At 63.2% G+C, this 19,408-nt stretch carries 19 protein-coding genes and 1 tRNA gene; 14 read left to right on the forward strand and 6 right to left on the reverse strand.

Annotated elements, in window-relative coordinates; genetic code table 11:
- The first annotated feature begins 3 nt into the window (after positions 1 to 3).
- Positions 4 to 672, forward strand: coding sequence for a LysE family translocator (locus AWB82_RS12190; RefSeq protein WP_086967396.1), 669 nt, complete (start codon positions 4 to 6; stop codon positions 670 to 672).
- A 10-nt stretch (positions 673 to 682) separates the two neighbouring features.
- Here AWB82_RS12190 and AWB82_RS12195 read toward each other — a convergent pair whose 3' ends face one another.
- The 3 genes from AWB82_RS12195 to AWB82_RS37930 form a co-directional block, all read right to left on the reverse strand.
- Positions 683 to 1,648, reverse strand: coding sequence for a threo-3-hydroxy-L-aspartate ammonia-lyase (locus tag AWB82_RS12195; RefSeq protein WP_086967397.1), 966 nt, complete (start codon positions 1,646 to 1,648; stop codon positions 683 to 685).
- Between the two features lie 128 nt (positions 1,649 to 1,776).
- A complete protein-coding gene (locus AWB82_RS12200; protein ID WP_086967398.1) occupies positions 1,777 to 2,091 on the reverse strand; it encodes a hypothetical protein in 315 nt (104 codons plus the stop codon).
- A 339-nt stretch (positions 2,092 to 2,430) separates the two neighbouring features.
- Positions 2,431 to 2,592: a hypothetical protein gene (locus AWB82_RS37930; protein ID WP_016344705.1), complete on the reverse strand. Its 162-nt coding sequence runs from the start codon at positions 2,590 to 2,592 to the stop codon at positions 2,431 to 2,433.
- Positions 2,593 to 3,420: 828 nt separating this feature from the next.
- On the opposite strand from AWB82_RS37930, the gene AWB82_RS12205 reads away from it, so the two are divergent.
- From AWB82_RS12205 to trmB, 3 genes are all read left to right on the forward strand, one after another.
- Entirely contained in the window at positions 3,421 to 3,981 is a 561-nt protein-coding gene (locus tag AWB82_RS12205) for a YggT family protein (RefSeq protein WP_086967399.1), read from the forward strand.
- 48 nt (positions 3,982 to 4,029) lie between these two features.
- Positions 4,030 to 4,104, forward strand: a tRNA-Gly gene (locus tag AWB82_RS12210).
- Positions 4,105 to 4,171: 67 nt separating this feature from the next.
- Positions 4,172 to 4,912 carry a tRNA (guanosine(46)-N7)-methyltransferase TrmB gene (gene trmB / locus AWB82_RS12215; RefSeq protein ID WP_086967400.1) on the forward strand — a complete coding sequence of 247 codons (741 nt, stop codon included), beginning with the start codon at positions 4,172 to 4,174 and terminating at the stop codon, positions 4,910 to 4,912.
- An 81-nt stretch (positions 4,913 to 4,993) separates the two neighbouring features.
- Here the strand turns inward: trmB and AWB82_RS12220 are convergent, their stop codons facing one another.
- The 3 genes from AWB82_RS12220 to AWB82_RS12230 form a co-directional block, all read right to left on the reverse strand.
- Entirely contained in the window at positions 4,994 to 5,827 is an 834-nt protein-coding gene (locus AWB82_RS12220; protein WP_086967401.1) for an undecaprenyl-diphosphate phosphatase, read from the reverse strand.
- A 62-nt stretch (positions 5,828 to 5,889) separates the two neighbouring features.
- Positions 5,890 to 6,483, reverse strand: a complete 594-nt coding sequence (locus tag AWB82_RS12225) for a DUF1439 domain-containing protein (RefSeq protein WP_086967402.1) — start codon at positions 6,481 to 6,483, stop codon at positions 5,890 to 5,892.
- A gap of 78 nt (positions 6,484 to 6,561) precedes the next feature.
- Positions 6,562 to 6,849: a YkgJ family cysteine cluster protein gene (locus tag AWB82_RS12230; protein WP_086967465.1), complete on the reverse strand. Its 288-nt coding sequence runs from the start codon at positions 6,847 to 6,849 to the stop codon at positions 6,562 to 6,564.
- A 144-nt stretch (positions 6,850 to 6,993) separates the two neighbouring features.
- Between AWB82_RS12230 and hemN the strand changes: the two genes are divergently transcribed.
- The 10 genes from hemN to AWB82_RS12285 all read left to right on the forward strand — a co-directional run bounded on the left by hemN (position 6,994) and on the right by AWB82_RS12285 (position 19,398).
- Positions 6,994 to 8,376 (forward strand): oxygen-independent coproporphyrinogen III oxidase, encoded by a 1,383-nt coding sequence (hemN, locus tag AWB82_RS12235; protein WP_086967403.1) that lies wholly within the window; start codon positions 6,994 to 6,996, stop codon positions 8,374 to 8,376.
- A gap of 146 nt (positions 8,377 to 8,522) precedes the next feature.
- Positions 8,523 to 9,902: an amidase gene (locus tag AWB82_RS12240; RefSeq protein ID WP_086967404.1), complete on the forward strand. Its 1,380-nt coding sequence runs from the start codon at positions 8,523 to 8,525 to the stop codon at positions 9,900 to 9,902.
- A gap of 131 nt (positions 9,903 to 10,033) precedes the next feature.
- Positions 10,034 to 10,552: a disulfide bond formation protein B gene (locus tag AWB82_RS12245; RefSeq protein WP_086967405.1), complete on the forward strand. Its 519-nt coding sequence runs from the start codon at positions 10,034 to 10,036 to the stop codon at positions 10,550 to 10,552.
- 489 nt (positions 10,553 to 11,041) lie between these two features.
- On the forward strand, positions 11,042 to 12,067 hold the full coding sequence (xdhC, locus tag AWB82_RS12255; protein ID WP_086967407.1) for a xanthine dehydrogenase accessory protein XdhC: 1,026 nt from the start codon (positions 11,042 to 11,044) through the stop codon (positions 12,065 to 12,067).
- A 40-nt stretch (positions 12,068 to 12,107) separates the two neighbouring features.
- Positions 12,108 to 13,130, forward strand: a complete 1,023-nt coding sequence (locus AWB82_RS12260) for an adenosine deaminase (protein WP_086967408.1) — start codon at positions 12,108 to 12,110, stop codon at positions 13,128 to 13,130.
- A gap of 5 nt (positions 13,131 to 13,135) precedes the next feature.
- Positions 13,136 to 14,506, forward strand: coding sequence for an NCS2 family permease (locus tag AWB82_RS12265; protein ID WP_086967409.1), 1,371 nt, complete (start codon positions 13,136 to 13,138; stop codon positions 14,504 to 14,506).
- Positions 14,507 to 14,533: 27 nt separating this feature from the next.
- Positions 14,534 to 15,862, forward strand: coding sequence for a guanine deaminase (gene guaD / locus AWB82_RS12270; protein ID WP_086967410.1), 1,329 nt, complete (start codon positions 14,534 to 14,536; stop codon positions 15,860 to 15,862).
- Positions 15,863 to 16,162: 300 nt separating this feature from the next.
- Complete coding sequence (locus tag AWB82_RS12275) at positions 16,163 to 17,341, forward strand: NAD(P)/FAD-dependent oxidoreductase (RefSeq protein WP_086967411.1); 1,179 nt, start codon at positions 16,163 to 16,165, stop codon at positions 17,339 to 17,341.
- 174 nt (positions 17,342 to 17,515) lie between these two features.
- Positions 17,516 to 18,493, forward strand: a complete 978-nt coding sequence (locus AWB82_RS12280) for a 3-hydroxyacyl-CoA dehydrogenase NAD-binding domain-containing protein (protein ID WP_235023268.1) — start codon at positions 17,516 to 17,518, stop codon at positions 18,491 to 18,493.
- Between the two features lie 17 nt (positions 18,494 to 18,510).
- Positions 18,511 to 19,398: a hypothetical protein gene (locus AWB82_RS12285; RefSeq protein WP_086967413.1), complete on the forward strand. Its 888-nt coding sequence runs from the start codon at positions 18,511 to 18,513 to the stop codon at positions 19,396 to 19,398.
- Positions 19,399 to 19,408 lie beyond the last annotated feature (10 nt).

Below are 19,408 nucleotides of genomic sequence, written 5' to 3' on the forward strand. Positions count from 1 at the left end.
AATATGCATTCGTGGTCGTTGCTGTCGGACGGTTTCTTTCTGTCGCTGTCGCTGTGTCTGGATATCGGGATTGCCAACGTCGCGATCATTTCGCTCGCGCTGTCGCACGGTTTCAAGCCGGGAATGGTGCTCGGGCTCGGCACGTGTTTCGGCGATCTCTTCTATGCGGCGCTCGCGCTCGCGGGCATGTCGGCGTTGTTGCAGTTCTCGGCCGTGCGCTGGGTCGTATGGATCGGCGGCGCAATTGTGCTGCTCTTTCTGACGTGGAAAATGGCGCGTGAAGCGCTCAATCCGGCGTCCGCGCCGCCCGTCGAAGGCGAAGCGGATCTCACCGTGCCGCGCCCGAAACACTGGAAAAGCTTCGCGCGCGGATGCCTGCTCGCGGTGTCCTCGCCGAGCGCGATTCTTTGGTTCGCGGCGGTCGGCGGCGCGCTCATCGCCAAGGCCGGCGCGACGAGTCCCGTCAGCGCCTCCGTGTTTCTCATCGGCTTCTTCTGCGGCGGACTGGGCTGGACGATCTTCATCTGCACGCTCGCGAGCCACGGCAGAAAGCGCGCCGGCACCCGGCTGCTGCGCGCGTGCCACGTGATGTCCGCCGTGCTCTTCGCGTACTTCGCGTACAGCGTGATCGTCAACGGCTACCGCGATCTGATCGTGAACGCGGCGTCGTGACGATCCGCGTTCAGGCGACGAACTGAGCGAGCTTCGCCAGATCGACGTTGCCGCCCGAGACGATCACGCCGACACGCTTGCCTTCGACCGGCACGACCTTTTGCAGCACGGCGGCCGCCGCGAGGCAACCGGTCGGCTCGACGACCATCTTCATGCGCTGCGCGAAAAAGCGCAGCGTTTCGATCAATTGCGCGTCGCTCACGGTGACGATCCGGTCCACGTGACGCTGGATGATCAGGAAGTTGTATTCGCCGATATGCGTCGCGGCCGCGCCATCGGCGATGGTCCGCGGCGTTTCGATATGCACGATCTCGCCGCGCGCGAGCGACTGCTGCGCGTCGTTGCCCGCTTCCGGCTCGACGCCGATCACCTTGCAATCCGGCGACAGCGCCGCCGCCGCGAGCGCGCATCCGGCGATGAGTCCGCCGCCGCCGAGACACACGAACAGATAATCGAGCGGGCCGGTTTCATCGATGAGTTCCTTCGCCGCCGTGCCCTGCCCCGCGATCACATGCGGATGGTCGTAAGGCGGAATCAACGTCATGCCGCGCTCCTCCGCGAGCTTGCGGCCGATTTCCTCGCGATTTTGCGTGTAGCGGTCGTAGGTGATCACTTCGCCGCCGTAGCCGCGCGTCGCTTCCATCTTCGCGGCGGGCGCGTCCTCGGGCATGACGATCGTCGCGCGGATGCCGGCGAGTTTCGCGGACAGCGCGATCGCTTGCGCATGATTGCCCGACGAATACGTGATGACGCCCGCGGCGCGCTGACGGTCGTCGAAACGGGAGAGCGCGTTGTATGCGCCGCGGAACTTGAACGCGCCCATGCGCTGAAAGTTTTCGCACTTGAAAAAGAGCGACGCGCCCGCGATAGCATCGGCGGTGCGGGAAGTCAGGACAGGCGTGCGATGGGCGAAGCCTTCGATGCGTCGGGCGGCGTCGGCGACGTCATCGAAAGTCGGAGCGGGAAGAGAGGACATCGGCGTGAGAGCGGGAGGTGAGGAGGATCACCATTGTCCCAGTTCCATCGCGAAATTCAAAAGCACCGCGCTAAACGCAGAAGGCGATGCAAACATGCATCGCCTTCTTTATAGACCGCTCACGCCGATCAGTGACGCCAGTAGCCCGGGCCGTGGCGATAGTAACCATGATGCCGATAATACGGCCGGCCATAGTAGCCGTAACCGCCGTAACCACCATAGCCGCCGACGACCACCGCAGGCGGCGGCGCGTACACGACGGGCGGAGGCGGCGCAATGTACACGGGCTGCGGCGGCGCCATATACACCGGCGCGGGCGGCGCGGCATAGACCGGATAAGCCGGCACTCCGATACCCACGCCAATCGAGACGTGCGCCTGCGCCGCGCTGACGAATCCCGCGCCGAGCGCGCCAGCAACCAACAAACCACCGAGCTTTTTCACTTTCGTTCTCCTCGCCGCTTCGCATGATGGCCGGTCCAGGTGCCTCACGAGCGACGGTATGCGTTGAATTTAGCGAAAAAGGCGATCGATCGGCGGCACCAATTGTTGCAAATTGCAAGTTCCTTAACGTCGCCGAACGATTGAAAGCCAGGCGAAGGTCGCAATCGTGCTCCGATCGACCGTTCGGCGGACCTGAGCGGCCGAAGCGGCACGCAAAAGCCGTACAAAGGCGAAAAGCGCGTAACGTCTATTTACAAAAGAACGGAAAAGCCCCGCCGGACAATGCGCCCAGCGGGGCTTTTCATGTAATACGAGAGACTCTTGAAGTAAGTGCGCTTTTCAGCCTACTTTCACATAAGCGAATTCACGCGTGACATTGGGCGGCACATACGCACCACCGATCACGACCCGAGGCGTCAGGCGCTTTTTTTGGTCCCACCAGCGCCGCCGCTGGGCTTGGCTCAAGAATCGCAAATGCTTTCGATAAGAGAAAATGCTCACGGCAACCTCCGAACGTAGCGAATGAAACCTGATGGGAGTGCCGGCGGCGTCGCGCCACGCGTTTTCTCCCGCTGAACTCGTCTTCTCTTTAGTATTGAGCGCTCTGTTCGTTCCTCGATGTACGCAAAGAAACCAAGTCTTCACGTCGATGCACGATTGATGTGTGTTTGGCCACATTCAGCGGAAAGCGCACATTCCGATCGGAAAAATCGCCCTTTTCCGAAATCCCGCAGGCTCTCCTGGAAGAAACAATTTGCCTCGGCCAAGTGACCTGTTCTTTTCGCTTTCCGTATTTATATCCTGCCAGTTTTGCATGAAATGCGCTTTTCGCGGTCGTCTCAAAATGGCAACACCTAGGGTTTTCCGATGCTGACGTTTGATGTCCCCGAGTCTCTCGTCAGTCGCTTTCACTTGCCTTTCGAGCAATTGCCCGATCAATCGCTCGCGCCGCGTGCGACAACGTCCCCAAGCGGCCGCAAAGCCATGTTAAGGTGACGTCCGGCACCCCATCAGGCAGGCCTGATGGGCGGGGAATTCGAATCGCCGCAATCAAAAATCGCGAAGCTTCGTCGAACGGCGTGCGTGCAATGAGCGCGCGAACGCGCATGATGCGCCGCGCGCCGCAATGGCTTCGACAAGCTACTCAAGCCCAGAGAACGAACAATGATCAAAGTCAGCAATCACGATTCGCGCCGCGCGGACGGCCGCTTCCCCGACACCACTTGCGGGCGGCTCTGCGCCCGCTAGCCCTTTCGATTTTCTTCAACTTTTCGCTCACACGACCCGGCGCACGTCGCGGCGCTGCTTACGCATCCTAGAGGACCCGAGATGTTCGGCGATATCGCCCGTTTTCTGCTCAACACCGTTTTCACCCTGTTCGGCGCGGCGCTGCTGCTGCGTGCATGGATTCAGGTCGTGCGCATGCCGCCCTACAACCCCGTGTCGAACGCCGTGATGCAGGCGACCAACTGGCTCGTGCTGCCGCTGCGCAAGATTCTTCCTGGCGGGAAGATCGACTGGGCGAGCATCGTCGCGGCGTTCATCGCGTCGGCTGTCTATGTGACGTTGATGGTCGTGCTCGCGGGCGTCGATCCGACGCTCATGGCCCCGATCCTTCTGCTCGTCGCGTTGCTGACGGTCATCAAGTGGGCGCTGAACCTGATCATCTGGGTGACGATCCTGATGGCGCTGCTGTCGTGGCTTAATCCGCAGTCGCCGGCGATGCCGCTGCTCTTTCAGATCACCGCGCCGTTTCTCGACCCGCTGCGGCGCATTTTGCCGCGTCTGGGCGGCATCGATATTTCGCCGATCCTGCTCTTCGTGATCGTGCAGGTGCTGTTGATGGTCGTGACGCGCGTCGCGGTGTCGATGACGCTGTTCGGCATCTGAGGCGCAATTGCGCCACGGGACGCGTTGCGCTTACAATAGCCGGCTCGTGCGGGCGTCGTATAATGGCTATTACCGTAGCTTCCCAAGCTACTGACGTGGGTTCGATTCCCATCGCCCGCTCCAGAATCCCAGCGAAAGCCGCCTTCGAGGCGGCTTTTTAGTTTCGCGCATCTGTTTCCTTCATCGCCTCATGAGCCACGATTCCCAAGACGAAGCCGACGACAACGGCACCCACCAGCCCGACGTCAACGAAGCCTCCACGCTGCGGCATCGGCGCATCCGCAGCTTCGTCACGCGCGCGGGGCGAGTCTCGGTGGGGCAGCAGCGCGCGATCGACGATCTCGGTCCGCGCTATGTCGTGCCCTATGCGCCGCAGCTCGCCGACTGGGACGCGCGTTTCGGCCGGAAAGCGCCGCGCGTGCTCGAAATCGGCTTCGGCATGGGCGCGACGACAGCGGAAATCGCGGCCGCGCGTCCGGGCGACGACTTCATCGGCGTGGAAGTGCATGAGCCGGGCGTCGGCGCGCTGCTTAAGCTGATCGGCGAAGAAGGGCTCGGCAACATCCGCATTCTTCAGCATGACGCCGTGGAAGTGCTCGAACACATGATCGCGCCCGACAGTCTCGACGGCGTCCACATCTATTTCCCCGATCCGTGGCACAAGGCGCGCCATCACAAGCGCCGCCTGATTCAGCCGAAGTTCGTCGCGCTCCTCGTATCGCGCATGAAGCCCGGCGGCTATATGCATCTCGCGACCGACTGGCAGAACTATGCCGAGCAGATGCTCGAAGTGCTGTCGGCGGAACCCGCGCTCGAAAATACCGCCGACGGCTACGCGCCGCGTCCGGATTTCCGTCCGGTCACGAAGTTCGAGCGACGCGGCATGCGGCTCGGCCACGGCGTTTGGGATTTGATGTTCCGCCGCCGCTGAACAGAACACTTCCTGCAAAAATGCAAAACGCCACGGCTCGCTGAACCGTGGCGTTTTGCATTGGGCGCGACGAAAACCGGATCAGTCGGCCCAGCTCAATCCGCCGCTATATCCGACGATCAGGATCAGCAAGCCGAAGCCGATGCGATACCACGCGAACGCCGTGAAATCGTGCGTTGCGACGTAGCGCAGCAGCCAGCGCACGCAAGCGAAGGCGCTGACGAAGGCCGCGACCATTCCGATCGCGAACAGCCCGAAATCGTCCACGGTCAGCGTGCGCCAATACTTGGCCATTTCGTAGAGCGTCGCGCCGAAGATGATCGGAATGGCGAGGAAGAAAGAAAACTCCGTCGCCACGCGCCGTTCGAGCCCGAACAGCATGCCGCCGATGATCGTCGCACCGGAACGCGAAGTGCCCGGGATCAGCGCGAAGCATTGCGCGAGGCCGACCTTGAAGGCATCCGCGTAGGAAAGATCGTCGACGGAATGCACGCGCGTGATGACGCCGCGTTCGCGCTGACGCGACTCGGCCCACAGAATGACGATGCCGCCGACGATCAGCGCCACCGACACCGGCACCGGCGAGAACAGCACCGCCTTGATGTGCTTTTCGAGCAGCAGGCCGAGCACGACGGCCGGAATGGTCGCGATGATCACGTTCAGCGTGAAGCGCCGCGCGTCGGCGCGTACCGGCAGGCCCGTGATCACGGTGCCGATCTTCGCGCGGTATTCCCAGCAGATTGCGAGAATCGCGCCGAACTGGATGACGACGTCGAAGGTTTTCGATTGCGCGTCGGTGAAATTCAGCAAGCTGCCCGCAACGATCAAATGCCCCGTGCTCGATACCGGCAGAAACTCGGTCAAGCCTTCCACGACGCCCAGAATGAGCGCCTTCACCATCAATATCCAGTCCATCCGTCAGCCCTTGTTCGCCGTTTAGCTATGGGTTTTAGAGCACATTGCGCAGAGATTTCGACTCACTTTTCGACGATCTGCACACGTATGCCGTTTGTAAGGACAGTGATTGTACCGGGTTCGTAAGACACCCCGGCGAACTGAAGTTCCTCGGGCTTGAACGTGTGGATCGGATAGCGGTCGAGCAATTGCGCGGCGAGTTGCGCGCCCACCGACGCGATCTGCTGGTTGTACTGCGCGGCGTCGCCGGTGAACTGCGCATCGTCGACGGACGGCGAGGCGAGAATCACCGAACGGCTCGGCGCATCGTAGGCGAGCTGCGTCGAGAGCGTGAACGCGCCGACCACGGGATTCGGCATGAAGGGTGTGGACAAACGCGCATCGACATGCACGGTCACGCGATTGCGATCCGGCGCCATGCCAACGACGGGATTGCTCAGGACGACATCGAATATCTGCGAAGCCGTGCGTTGCAGCGGGAACTTGCGCGCGACGGCGGCTTGCACTTGCTGTGTCGCGAATGTGTAGTGGTCCGGAATGAACGGGAATATCGAGTTCGAGGCAGCGTAAGCCTTCGATGTGAGCGTGAGTGCGGACAGCGACATCAGCCCTGCCAGCACGAACCGGCGCCGCAGCGGCGCGACGGGTTCAGTCATGCGTGATCCTCCAATACTTATTACTTATTCTTGAAATTCGCGCCGGCTGGCGCGCCCCGCGTTTTGGACCGCCGATCGTCAGGACAGTTGCGCCGGCTGCGTCGCCATCTCAAGCCGCTCGATCCACGTCAACGCATATTCGCGCGTCTGCCCGCACATCTCGGTCGAAGGCTGCAAGCCGCCACAACACGCCGGCCTGCGCGGATCGCCGAAAATCCCGCAGCGCAGATCGTCGCCCAACTGGACGCAACGTTCGCCCGCGCGCTTGCCGTCCGGCATTCCCGGAATCGGACTCGAAATGGACGGCGCGATGCAGCAGGCGCCGCAGCCCTCGCGGCAGGCATGAGACGAAGAATCGATGGTCATGGCGATACAGAACAGCGCAAAGACGACATTCTCCCACGCCTCTTCGTCGCGCTTGGTCAAATCGCTGCTATTGGGCTGCGACCTTATCACGCAACGGCCGCGCTTATCGTCCGGCTACACTCGGACGATCCCCAGAGGTCCGCCATGACTCCCGCCGCCCCGCTCTTTCGCCCCGACCTGCTCGCGCGCTACGACGCGCACGGCCCGCGCTACACGTCCTACCCAACCGCCGTCCAGTTCACCGACTCGTTCGACGCCGCGCATTACCGCGAAGCCGCGGGCAAATCGAACGCGAACGCCGATCTCTCGCTCTACTTCCACATTCCGTTCTGCGACACCGTCTGCTTCTACTGCGGCTGCAACAAGGTCGCGACGAAGAATCGCGCGCACGCTCGCCCGTACCTCGATCGCATGAAGCGCGAACTGGCGCTGCAAGCGGCGCTCTTCGACCGCTCGCGCCCGGTCACGCAGCTTCACTGGGGCGGCGGCACGCCCACCTTCCTCTCGCACGACGAGATGACCGAACTGATGTCCGCGACGCGCGAGCACTTCAATCTCGTTCCGGACGAGCGCGCCGAATATTCGATCGAAGTCGATCCGCGCGAGGCGTCGGCGGAAACGATCGCGTTGCTGCGCGCACTCGGCTTCAACCGGATCAGCCTCGGCGTGCAGGACTTCGACGAACGCGTGCAGCGCGCCGTCAATCGCATCCAGCCGCGCGAGATGACCGAAACGGTGCTCGACGCCGCCCGCGACAACGGCTTCAAGTCGGTGAGCGTCGATCTGATCTACGGCTTGCCGCATCAAAGCGTCGAGAGCTTTTCGCGCACGCTCGACGCGATCGTCGAACTGAAACCGGATCGCGTGTCTGTGTTCGGCTATGCGCACATGCCGTCGCTCTTCAAGATGCAGCGTCAGATCGACGACAGCGCGCTGCCCTCGCCCGCCGTGCGCCTCGCGATTCTGGAGCGCGTTATCAGCCGCATGAGCGAGGCGGGCTATGTGTACATCGGCATGGATCATTTCGCGCTGCCCGGCGACGAGCTCGCGCGCGCGTTCGAAGCCGGCACGCTCCAGCGCAACTTCCAGGGCTACAGCACGCATGCGGATTGCGATCTGATCGGTATCGGCGCGTCGTCGATCGGGAAGGTCGGCGATGTCTACGCCCAAAACGCCCGCGAACTCGCCGACTACACCGCCGCGATCGACGCGGGCAATCTCGCCATCGCGCGCGGCGTGCGTCTGTCCGCCGACGACACACTCCGCCGGGAAGTCATCATGCGCCTCATGTGCGGCGGCGCGCTGCGTTTCGACGACATCGCGAGCGCGCACGGCATCGACTTCCCCGCCGCTTTCGCCAACGAACTCGCGCGCCTCGCGCCGATGGCCGACGACGGCCTCATCGAACTCTCGCGCGACGCGATCCGCGTGCTGCCGGCGGGCCGCATGCTGGTGCGCAACGTCGCGTCGGTATTCGACCGCTATCTGGGTCAGTCGAGCTTGCGGCGCTTTTCGCGCACGATCTGAGCGATGTTCGATCGGCGTCGGTGGCTTAGAATGACAGCCACCTTGGGCGTCCCGGCTCTCAGTCACGGCGTCCATCCACTCACTGCCGATGCGAAGCGCCGGACGTTGCCGGCTTCTCGCAGACGGCAACGCCACTGCCCGACGCCATGCCGACCACTTCGCCGCAGTTCGCCCCTCTCGCCCAACTTGCCGCCGATCTGAAAAGCGGCCGCACGACGAGCCGCGCGCTCGTCGAGACGGCGCTCGAACGTATCGCCGATCCGGCGGGCCAGGGCGCAACCGTTTTTCTGCATGTCGATGCCGCTCACGCCCGCGCCGCCGCCGACGCCCACGACGCGCTGCGCCGCGCCGGCACCGTGCTCTCGCCGCTCGCGGGCATTCCCGTGTCGATCAAGGATCTCTTCGATATCGAAGGCGAGGTGACGCGCGCCGGCTCGAAGGCGCTCGCCCACGCCGCGCCCGCCACGGCCGATGCCGTGACGGTTGCGCGCCTGCGCCGCGCGGGCGCGGTGATCGTCGGACGCACCAACATGAGCGAGTTCGCGTTCTCGGGCCTCGGGCTCAATCCGCACTACGGCACGCCGCGTTCGCCGTGGCGCGCGGACGTGCCCGGCGACGCGCGCATCGCGGGTGGCTCGTCGTCGGGCGCGGCGGCATCGGTCGCGGATGGCATGGCCGCCGTCGCGCTCGGCACCGACACCGGTGGCTCCATTCGCATTCCGGCCGCGCTGTGCGGGCTCACCGGCTTCAAGCCGACCGCGAGCCGCATCCCGAAGCAAGGCGGCGTGCCGCTCTCGAAGACGCTCGATTCGTTCGGGCCGATCGGCGTGTCGGTCGCGTGCTGCGCGCTCGTCGATCGCATTCTCGCGGGGCGCGATCCCGGCGTGCCCGCAACGCGCCCGCTCGACGGCGTGCGCCTCGGCGTGCTGACGAACTACGTCATCGATGGCGTCGAAGCGCCCGTCGCCAGCGCGGTCGCCGCGGCTGTCAATCATCTCGCCGCGGCCGGCGCGCTCGTGGAAGACGTGCGTTTCGCGCCGCTCGACCGCCTGCCGGAAATCAACCGCTATCCGCTCGTCGCGATCGAAGCGTACGCGTGGCACCGCAAGCTGATGGCCGAGCGCGGCGGCGAATACGATCCGCGTGTGCTCGCGCGCCTGCAACGTGCCGAAGCGGCGAGCGCGGCGGACTACATCGACTTGTGCGAGGCGCGCGCCGCGATGATCGAAGCCGCGCGCACGACCCTCTGGCAACGCTTCGACGCGATCGTCTGCCCGACGGTGCCGGTCTTGCCACCGCGCATCGCCGACCTCGAAGCCGACGACGACGCCTTCACGCGCGCCAACGCGCTGATCCTGCGCAATCCGACCGCCTTCAACTTTCTCGACGCCTGCGCGCTGTCGCTGCCCTGCCATCCGCGCGGCGAGGCGCCGGTCGGCCTGATGCTGGCGGGCGCGCCGAACTCCGACGACACGCTGCTGTCGATTGGACGGGCGGTCGAAGCGGTGCTCGGAACGACGCGCTGAGCGCCCGGGAAACACGGCCGATTTTGCGCATCGGGCGTTCGCGCTAGAATTCACCGCGATACTCGCGCAACTCAGGTGCTTCCTTCTCAAATCGTTGCGGAACAATGAACAACTCTTTAAATCACTTTACGATGCATCAGGATGACCGGTTGATGCGTCGCGAGCGCCGTCTGCTCGTGCTGCTCGGTTTGGTCAGTCTCGGACTCGTCGGCGGGGCGCTTTATCTGCAGTTCTTCCATAACGAAGACCCCTGCCCGCTTTGCATCATCCAGCGCTATTTTTTCGTGCTGATCGCGATCTTCGCGTTTCTCGGCGCGGCGTTTAGCAATTGGCGCGGCATTGCGCTACTGGAAACGCTCGTCGCGATTTCGGCGCTCGGCGGTCTCGCCACCGCGATCCGCCACGTGTACGTGCAGTCGCATCCCGGCTTCAGCTGCGGTTTCGATGCGCTTCAGCCCATAGTCGACGGTCTGCCGCCCGCAAAGTGGCTGCCGCACGTCTTCAAGGTCGCCGGTCTGTGCGAAACGCCGTATCCGCCGATACTCGGGCTTTCGCTGCCGCAATGGTCGCTGATCGCGTTCGCGCTGATCTTCGTGTTCGTCGCGGCCAGCCTGCGATTCAAACGCAAAGTGCGTTCGACGATCCGGTAAATTGTTCCGGGCGGCCGTTCGGTGCCGCCCGTACTTCCCCGCTTCATCCCCGCTGCATCCTCACCCCCGCGCTTTCTCTTCCCCGCATCAGCGCATCCGCATAATCTTGATACGTGTGGCGCAATATTTTTGGGATATTGCGGTGTTAAGGTCGTGTCTGGATGGCGATCTACGTGCGCGCAGTCCGTTTCGCTCGGAGGCACCGGTTTTTTTCACGGCAACCCTGAAGCGAACGGAAACCGCGTAACGCGCGCCCGGTCCGCAATGTCTTCTTGAATATGACAACGCAAACCATCCGCTTCCTTCGGCACTTCGCCCGATTTCTCAGCGCCCGCACGTGCGGGCGTGCGCGCGCCTTTCCCGCTTTTCTCTCGCTGGCCGATGCGCCGCAGCGCTTTTGCGTCCGAAGCAATGTCCGTCGCCCGGTAAACTAGCGCCTGCGACGACGCAAAACCACGCACAAACACGATCACTTTCGGAGCTCACTCGATGCAAGTTTGGCTGAACGACCTGCAACACCTGCTCGCGCACGGCGACGCTGTCGTGCTCGTGACGGTCGCGCGTGTCGAAGGCTCCGCGCCGCGCGAGCCGGGCACGAAGATGATCGTCACCCGCGAGGACGCGCGCTACACGATCGGCGGCGGCCATCTGGAATGGAAGGCCATCGAAACCGCACGGCAAGTGCTGAAGGACGGCATGCGCAGCCCGCGCATGCGGAGGCTGGAGCGTTTCGCGCTCGGCCCGAGTCTCGGCCAATGTTGCGGCGGCGCGGTCGTGCTCGCGTTCGAGCGGCTCGACGTTTCGGATCTGAACTGGGTGACGACGCTCGCGAAGCGCACCGCGCAAGGTCTCTCGACCGTGCGCAGCGTCTCGTTCGCGCCGCTTCCTGAGCTTCGCGATGCCGTCATGCTCTCCGATCCCGAACCGGGCGCGACCAACGCCGACTGCCTCTTGTGGGACGGCGCCGGTTTCGACGAGAGCGGCGCGCTGCTCACCGAGACCATCGCACCGCGCGAGTTTCAGGTCGTGCTGTTCGGCGCGGGACACGTCGGAGCCGCGCTCGTGCGCGTGCTCGCAACGCTGCCCTGTCACGTCACCTGGATCGACGAGCGCGACGCGGCGTTTCCCGCGCCGCAGTTCGTGCCGGACAACGTGACGATCGAGCCGAACGACGCGCCGGATGAAGCCGTCGACCGTGCGCCGCCCGGCGCGTACTACATCGTGATGACGCACAACCACACGGTCGATCTCGCGCTGGCCGAATGCATTCTCCGACGCGGCGACTTTGCCTTCTTCGGCATGATCGGCTCGTTCACGAAGAAGAAGCAGTTCGAGCATCGGCTCGCGGCGCGTGGCATCGATCCGGCTCGCATCGCGCGGATGGTGTGTCCGATCGGCATCGACGGCATCGTCGACAAAGCGCCCGAAGTGATCGCCGTTGCAGCGGCAGCCCAACTGCTGCAGGCGGTCGAAGCCAACGCTTCGAGCCACGCGTCGTCGCAACAGACCGCCTGACCCACAGGCGAATCCGCAGCCCCAAAACTCAAAAGCCCAAATGAACCCCACACTCGCCGACAAGATTGCGCACGCGCCGAAAGCCGAGCTGCATATTCACATCGAAGGGTCGCTAGAACCTGAACTGATTTTCGCGCTCGCGAAGCGTAATAACGTCAAGCTTCCGTACGACTCCATCGAAGCGCTGCGCGCGGCTTACGCGTTCAGCGACCTGCAGTCGTTCCTCGACATCTATTACGCGGGCGCGAGCGTGCTGCTCACCGAGCAGGATTTCTACGACATGACGATGGCCTACGTCGAGCGCGCGCTCGCGGACCACGTCGTGCATACGGAAATCTTCTTCGATCCGCAGACGCACACGGAACGCGGCGTGCCGATCGAAACGGTCGTCGCGGGCATCGATGCCGCGCTCGCCGAAGGTGAGAAGCGCGGTCTGTCGAGCAAGCTGATTCTCTGTTTCCTGCGCCATCTGTCCGAAGAAGACGCGCTTGCGACGTATGAAAGCGCGTTGCCGCTGTTCGACAAGTACGCGCATCGGCTGATCGGCGTCGGGCTGGATTCGTCGGAGCGCGGACATCCGCCGTCCAAATTCGAGCGCGTGTTCGCGAAGGCGCGTGAACGCGGCCTGAAGCTCGCCGCGCATGCGGGCGAAGAAGGTCCGCCGTCGTATGTGTACGAAGCGCTCGATCTGCTGAAAGTGGATCGCGTCGATCACGGCGTGCGCAGCATCGAAGACGCGGCGCTCGTCGCGCGTCTCGCGGATGCGCGCATCGCGCTGACCGTGTGCCCGCTCTCGAACATCAAGCTCTGCGTGTTCGACGACATGGCCAGGCACACGCTGAAGGATCTGCTCGATCAGGGCGTCGCGGTGATGATCAATTCCGACGATCCCGCGTACTTCGGCGGCTACGTCAATGCGAACTACTTCGCGATCGTCGATGCGTTGAAGCTCACCGATCACGAGGTCTACACGCTGCTCAAAAATAGCCTCGAAGCCTCGTTCGTCACCGAAGAAGAACGCGACGCGATGGTCGCGCGCCTGGATCGGCACTGGAAGCAGTAAGCACGATGGAAACCACAGCCACTCCACAACGGGACACGACCACGCTCGAACGCTTCTTCGGCATTCGTGCGGCCGGTTCGCGCACCAAGACTGAAATCGTCGCGGGCATCACGACGTTCCTCACGGCGATGTACATCATCGTCGTCAATCCGGGCATTTTGTCGGCGGCGGGCGTGCCGTTTTCGGCGGCGCTCACGGCCACCGTCATCGTCAGCTTTCTCGGCAGTTGCGCGATGGGTCTGTACGCGCGCAATCCGGTGCTCGTCGCGCCCGGCATGGGCATGAACGCGCTGTTCGCGTTCGTGATGGTCCACGGCGGCAAGATGCCGTGGCAGACCGCGCTCGGCTGCGTGTTCTGGTCCGGCGTGATCTTCGCGATCCTCGCGGCGTTCAACGCGCGCAAGCTCGTCGTCGATGCGATCCCCGCGAATCTGCGGCACGCGGTGTCGTGCGGCATCGGACTGTTCATCAGCCTGATCGGGCTCGTGAACGCGAAGTTCGTGGTCGGCGATCCGGTGACGATCGTGCATTCGGCGTCGCTCAATCCGGTGGTCATCACGTTCCTCGTCGGCCTCGCCGTCACGACGATTCTCGTCGCGCGCAAGGTCACGGGCGCGCTGATGCTCGGCATCGTGTTCACGACGATCATCGCGATTCCGATCGGCCGCTTCTACGGCGACGGCACCGCGTACTGGCCCGCCGCCATTGCCACGAAGACGCTCGTCAACTGGAACGGCCTGTTCGCCGCGCCGGACTTTTCGGCGGTCGGGCAGCTCGATCTGATGGGCTCGCTGAAGGTCATCTACTGGCCGTTCATCTTCGTGATGCTGTTCACGTCGTTCTTCGACGCGCTTTCCACCTTCATGGCGATTTCCGAAGCCGGCAAGCTCTACGACCGCGACGGCAATCCGCGCAACATCCGCCAGTCGATGATGGTCGATTCGTTCTCCGCGCTCGTTTCCGCGCCGCTCGGCACGAGCCCGGCGAACGCGTACATCGAATCGGCGGCGGGCATTTCGGCGGGCGGGCGCACGGGTCTCGTCGCGGTCGTCGCCGGATTGTGCTTCCTGCCGTTCCTGTTCCTGTCGCCGGTCTTGTCGCTCGTGCCGGCCATCGCGACCGCGCCCGCGCTCGTGCTCGTCGGCGTGTTCATGATGGAAGCGATCACGAAGATCGAATGGCATCGCTTCGACGAAGCCATTCCCGCGTTCCTCGCGATGATCCTGATCCCGCTGACCTACTCGATCACGGATGGCGTCGCATACGGCTTTCTCGCGTTCGTCGTGCTGAAGTCGGCGACGGGCCGCGCGAAGGAAGTCAAGCCGGCGATGTGGATCATCGCGGCTTTCTCGTTAGTACTGCTTTCGCAGTTGTAAAAACCCTAGAAACGGAGACGTTGCATCATGACTCAAACCGCCTACCGCGCCCAGTTGCTGACCTTCCGGGAAGATCCCGCGCATGCCGCTGACGGCGCGGTCTACGAGGCCGACGGCCTCCTGATCGTCGAGGACGGCAAAGTGGTCGCGGCAGGCGCGTATGCGTCGCTGCGCGAACGGCTCGCCGCCGACGCGACCGTCCACACCATGCGCGAGAAGCTGATCGTGCCGGGTTTCATCGACTCGCACATCCACTATCCGCAAACGGACATGATCGCGTCGCCCGCGTCGGGCTTGTTGCCGTGGCTCAACACGTACACGTTCCCGACCGAGCGCGGCTTCGAGAATCCCGCGGTCGCGCGCGAAACGGCGAGCTTTTTCATCGACGAATTGCTCGCCTGCGGCACGACGACCGCCCTCGTCTACTGCACGGTGCACAAGCAATCGGCCGATGCGTTTTTCACCGAAAGCGAGGCGCGCAATCTGCGCATGATCGCGGGCAAGGTGCTGATGGATCGCAACTGCCCCGAGTTCCTGCGCGACACGGCGCAATCCGGCTACGACGACAGCGCGGAACTCATCGCGCGCTGGCACGGGCGCGGCCGTCAGCAGTACGCGTTGACGCCGCGTTTCGCGCCGACATCGACAGAAGCGCAGCTCGAAGCGTGCGGCGTGCTCGCGCAGAAGCACAACGACGTGTTCATTCAGACCCACGTCGCGGAAAACACCGACGAGATCAAATGGGTCGAGAGCCTCTTTCCGGGGCATCGCAGCTATCTCGACATTTACGATCACTATGGTTTGCTGCGCCGTCGCGCGGTGTACGGCCACTGCATCTATCTCGACGATCGTGACCGCGCGCGCATGGCCGAAACGGGCGCGGTGGCGTCGCATTGTCCGACTTCGAATCTCTTCCTTGGTAGCGGCCTGTTCGATTTCGAGAAAGCCGGCGAGTCGAACATGCCGGTCGCGCTCGCGACAGACGTCGGCGGCGGCACGTCGTTCTCCATGCTGCAGACGATGAACGAAGCGCATAAGGTCGCGCGTCTCACGGGCCATCATCTGAGCGCGACGCGCATGTTCTGGCTCGCCACCACGGGCGCCGCGCAAGTGCTCGAACTCGACGACCGGATCGGCACGCTGGCGGCCGGCAGCGAAGCGGATTTCGTCGTGCTCGATCCGAACGCGACGCCGCTTCTCGCGCGTCGCACGTCGCGCACGGAATCGCTCGAAGAACTGCTGTTCGCGTTCGCGCTGCTCGGCGACGATCGCGCGGTATTCGAGACCTACGCCGCCGGCAAGCGCGTGCATTCGCGCGACAAGCGCAACACGGCGAAGCTGGAACTGGCGGCCTGACGCGTACAAGGTCTTTCACGAAAGAGGCGACAAAGCGTAGCGAACCAAGCCCTGCATGAGAGCACGAGACACATAGTCTCGTGCTTTTTTTTCGCCTACGCTCGCGCTGTTCGCGCACGCCTGTCGATGACGTTCCTCGAATCTTCGCGACGCCCGACACTTCCTTCAGCAACTTTGACGCATTTTGTTCGAATGTGCGCCAGTCAGTAGTCCTGCCGCTATGCTTTTGCCTGGCCTGGCTGCGCCATCGTCCGGCCTCGATACTTCAATCGTCGACGTTAAACAGGACTACAGATTAAAATGAAGGAAATCGTTATTCTGGGAGCGGGCTACGCCGGACTTCGCGCGGCCCGAGAGCTTCGAGGGCTTCCTGGCGCTCGCATTACGCTCGTCAATCGCCATGCTTTCCACTACGAATCGACGGAACTGCATACGGTAGCAGCCGGAACGCGCGAGCCGGAAGTCATCAGCTTCGACATACGACAGTCAATGGGACCCACCGTCGAGTTCAAGCAAGATTCGGTGACACGCATCGACCCTGAACAAAAAAAGGTGTTCCTTCAAGCGGGACCGGTGCCGCTTTCCTACGACTATCTGGTCGTCGCGCTCGGCTTCGAATCCGAAGACTTCGGCATCGACGGCGCGCGCGAGCACGCCATGCCGCTCGTCGATATCGACAGCGCACTGGCTGTGCGTCAGCACTTCGAAGCGCGCCTCGCGGGCTTCAAAACCACGCGCGACGAAAACGACCTGCGCCTCATCGTGTGCGGCGCGGGCTTCACCAGTATCGAACTGCTGGGCGAGTTCGCTTACCGCATGCCGAGTCTCATCGAATTGCACGATCTGCCGAAGGACAAGGTGCAGCTCATCGCGCTCGAATCGGCGCCGAAGCTACTGCCGATGTTCGACGCGCACCTTGTCGATTACGCAGTCGGCTATCTCGCGGCACGCGGCGTGCAGATCCATACCTCGACGACCATCAAGAAAGTCGTCCCGGGCGGCGTCATGAGCGAAGACCGGACGTTCGACGCAAACACCATCATCTGGACGACAGGCGTGCGCGGCAGCCATGTCATCGCGGATTCGGGCTTCGTGGCGAAGCGCAATCGCGTGAACGTCGAACCCACGCTCGCGCTCAAGGATCATCCCGAAGTCTTCTTCATCGGCGATGACAGCGCCGTCCTCGATCCGGCGGGCGGCCGTCCCTGGCCGACCACCGCGCAGCTCGCCATTGCGGAGGCCACACACGCCGCCGCGAACATCAAGGCGCACATCGCCGGAAAGCCCATCGCCGACTTCAAGTTCGTGTCGAAAGGAACGGTCTGCTCGCTCGGTCCCTCGTCCGGCATCGCGCAGCTTTCCGGCCGCGGCAGCATGAAATTCGAAGGTCATGGCGTCGCTTTCCTGAAGAAGCTCGTCGAGAACGGTTCGCTGCTCGAAGAAGCCGGCTTCGCCAAGATGCTCGATAACTTCTCGTAACGGCGAAGGAAACCTTACTGCAGCTGTTGGTTGTGTCGATCATCGAAACAGCTTGTCACTCGTCATGGCGAGCGTCTCTGTCCGCGCTTGAGACGCTCGCACGCCCTCTCTCGGACGCCTGCCATATCGACCCTTGCGGTCCGGTGCGAACGCGTCCGCTCATCGATCCTTCAAATGGAAACTCCAAACATGGTTATGGAAAACGCCAATCAGACGCTCAGCCAGAAGAAAGTGGTGGTAATCGGCGGCGGCGTGATCGGCGCATCATGGACCGCGCTCTTTCTCGCCAATGGCATGCGCGTCGTCGTGAACGATCCGCAAGCGGGCATCGACAAGACCGTGCGCAACTACGTCGTGCAGGCGACGCCCGCGCTGACCGCGCTCGGCCATGACATGACGTCGGTGCTGGGCAATCTCTCGTTCGAAGCCGATCTCGCCAAGGCCGTCGCGGACGCCGACTTCGTTCAGGAAAACGGGCCGGAGCGTGCGGACTTCAAAGCCGCGCTGTGGGTGACGGCAGAACGTTTCGCGCCCGCGCATTGCCTGTTCTTCTCGTCGAGTTCGGGCATTCAGGCCTCCGTCCAGTCCGTCCAGATGAAAGAGCCGGGCCGCCTCATCATCGGTCATCCGTTCAATCCGCCGCACTTGCTGCCGTTGGTCGAAGTGGTTCCGAGCCCGCAAACGCCGCGCGAATTGATCGATGCGTCGCTCGCGTTCTATCGTGCGCTCGGCAAGCACCCGCTCGAACTGCGCAAGGAGATCGATGGCTTCGTTGCGAACCGCCTGCAATCGGCCATCTTTCGCGAGTGCGTGTATCTCGTGTCCCAGGGTGTGATCACCGTGGCGGATCTCGACAGTGTCGTGACGAACTCGCTCGGCATTCGCTGGGCGACCAACGGGCCATTTCTGTCGTTCCATCTCGGCGGCGGCGCGGGCGGTTTCCCGCATTTCGTCGATCACCTTGCTCCGGGCATGGAAACGCGCTGGAGCGAACAACTGAAATCGACCGTGCACTTCGACGAAGCCACCAAGAAGCTGCTCGTCGAGCAGATCGAGAGCGGCTACGGCAAGCAATCGATCGCCGAACTGGCCGAGGCGCGCGACCAGAAGGAAATCGCCATTATCAAAGGCACGAAGAATCTTTCCCGATAAGTAGCATACCGAATCACATGACAACACTATCAACCATCCACCAGACGCTGCTGGCATTGCGCATCGATGAACCTTCGATGCTTTCCATCGACTGCGCAAGCGGCAATGTGCGCCTGCTGATCGACGAACTCGGCGGCGCGCCCGACGGCGTTCAGGTCGACCTCGAACGCGGACTGGTCTACTGGACCAACATGGGCGCGGACTACCACGCGGACGACGGCACCGTGGAAGTCGCCAATCTCGACGGCAGCGGCCGGCGCGTGCTCGTCGGTCGCGGTGCTATCAGGACACCGAAGCAGCTTTGTCTGGACCGCGCGGCCGGGCAACTCTACTGGTGCGACCGCGAAGGCGCCGCCATCTGGCGCAGCGACGTCGACGGCGCAAATCTCATGAAGCTCGTCGATCGCGCAGTCGAGCCGGGCGGCAGAGACGAGGTATTGAACCAGTGCGTCGGCATCGCCGTGGATCACAAACGCGGCATGTTCGTGTGGACGCAGAAAGGTCCGGCCAAGGGCGGCAAGGGACGCATCTTTCGCGCGGAGTTGGCCATGCGGCCAGGCGATTCCGCCGAGAATCGCAGCGACATCGAGATTCTGCTAAGCGATCTTCCCGAGCCCATCGACGTGGAAATCGACGCGCAAAACGATCTGCTCTACTGGACGGATCGCGGCGCGGCGCCCGACGGCAATTCGTTGAACAGCGCGAAGATCACGGCGAGCGGACTCATCGGCCGCCGCGTGATCTGCACGGGCTTCAAGGAAGCGATCGGCCTTGCGTTGGACATTCCGAACCATTGCGCCTACGTGGCCGATCTCGACGGCGATGTCGTCAAGGTCGATTTCGCGAGCGGCGCCAAGGAAACGCTGATCAAAGAAGGCCGGATCACCGGCATCGCGCTGATTTGAGATGGTTTCG

The sequence above is a fragment of the Caballeronia glebae genome (genome assembly GCF_001545035.1).
Classification (GTDB): Bacteria; Pseudomonadota; Gammaproteobacteria; order Burkholderiales; family Burkholderiaceae; genus Caballeronia; species Caballeronia glebae.

Excerpts from the sequence above, each read along its gene's own strand:
- AWB82_RS12205 (WP_086967399.1), top strand. The coding sequence starts at position 3,421 with ATGTTCGGCGATATCGCCCGTTTTCTGCTCAACACCGTTTTCACCCTG.
- guaD (WP_086967410.1), top strand. The coding sequence starts at position 14,534 with ATGACTCAAACCGCCTACCGCGCCCAGTTGCTGACCTTCCGGGAAGAT.
- AWB82_RS12260 (WP_086967408.1), top strand. The coding sequence starts at position 12,108 with ATGAACCCCACACTCGCCGACAAGATTGCGCACGCGCCGAAAGCCGAG.
- hemN (WP_086967403.1), top strand. The coding sequence starts at position 6,994 with ATGACTCCCGCCGCCCCGCTCTTTCGCCCCGACCTGCTCGCGCGCTAC.
- AWB82_RS12245 (WP_086967405.1), top strand. The coding sequence starts at position 10,034 with ATGCATCAGGATGACCGGTTGATGCGTCGCGAGCGCCGTCTGCTCGTG.
- AWB82_RS12280 (WP_235023268.1), top strand. The coding sequence starts at position 17,516 with ATGGAAACTCCAAACATGGTTATGGAAAACGCCAATCAGACGCTCAGC.
- AWB82_RS12195 (WP_086967397.1), bottom strand. The coding sequence starts at position 1,648 with ATGTCCTCTCTTCCCGCTCCGACTTTCGATGACGTCGCCGACGCCGCC.
- AWB82_RS12220 (WP_086967401.1), bottom strand. The coding sequence starts at position 5,827 with ATGGACTGGATATTGATGGTGAAGGCGCTCATTCTGGGCGTCGTGGAA.
- AWB82_RS12190 (WP_086967396.1), top strand. The coding sequence starts at position 4 with ATGCATTCGTGGTCGTTGCTGTCGGACGGTTTCTTTCTGTCGCTGTCG.
- AWB82_RS12275 (WP_086967411.1), top strand. The coding sequence starts at position 16,163 with ATGAAGGAAATCGTTATTCTGGGAGCGGGCTACGCCGGACTTCGCGCG.
- AWB82_RS12240 (WP_086967404.1), top strand. The coding sequence starts at position 8,523 with ATGCCGACCACTTCGCCGCAGTTCGCCCCTCTCGCCCAACTTGCCGCC.
- AWB82_RS12225 (WP_086967402.1), bottom strand. The coding sequence starts at position 6,483 with ATGACTGAACCCGTCGCGCCGCTGCGGCGCCGGTTCGTGCTGGCAGGG.
- trmB (WP_086967400.1), top strand. The coding sequence starts at position 4,172 with ATGAGCCACGATTCCCAAGACGAAGCCGACGACAACGGCACCCACCAG.
- AWB82_RS12285 (WP_086967413.1), top strand. The coding sequence starts at position 18,511 with ATGACAACACTATCAACCATCCACCAGACGCTGCTGGCATTGCGCATC.
- AWB82_RS12265 (WP_086967409.1), top strand. The coding sequence starts at position 13,136 with ATGGAAACCACAGCCACTCCACAACGGGACACGACCACGCTCGAACGC.
- AWB82_RS12230 (WP_086967465.1), bottom strand. The coding sequence starts at position 6,849 with ATGACCATCGATTCTTCGTCTCATGCCTGCCGCGAGGGCTGCGGCGCC.
- xdhC (WP_086967407.1), top strand. The coding sequence starts at position 11,042 with ATGCAAGTTTGGCTGAACGACCTGCAACACCTGCTCGCGCACGGCGAC.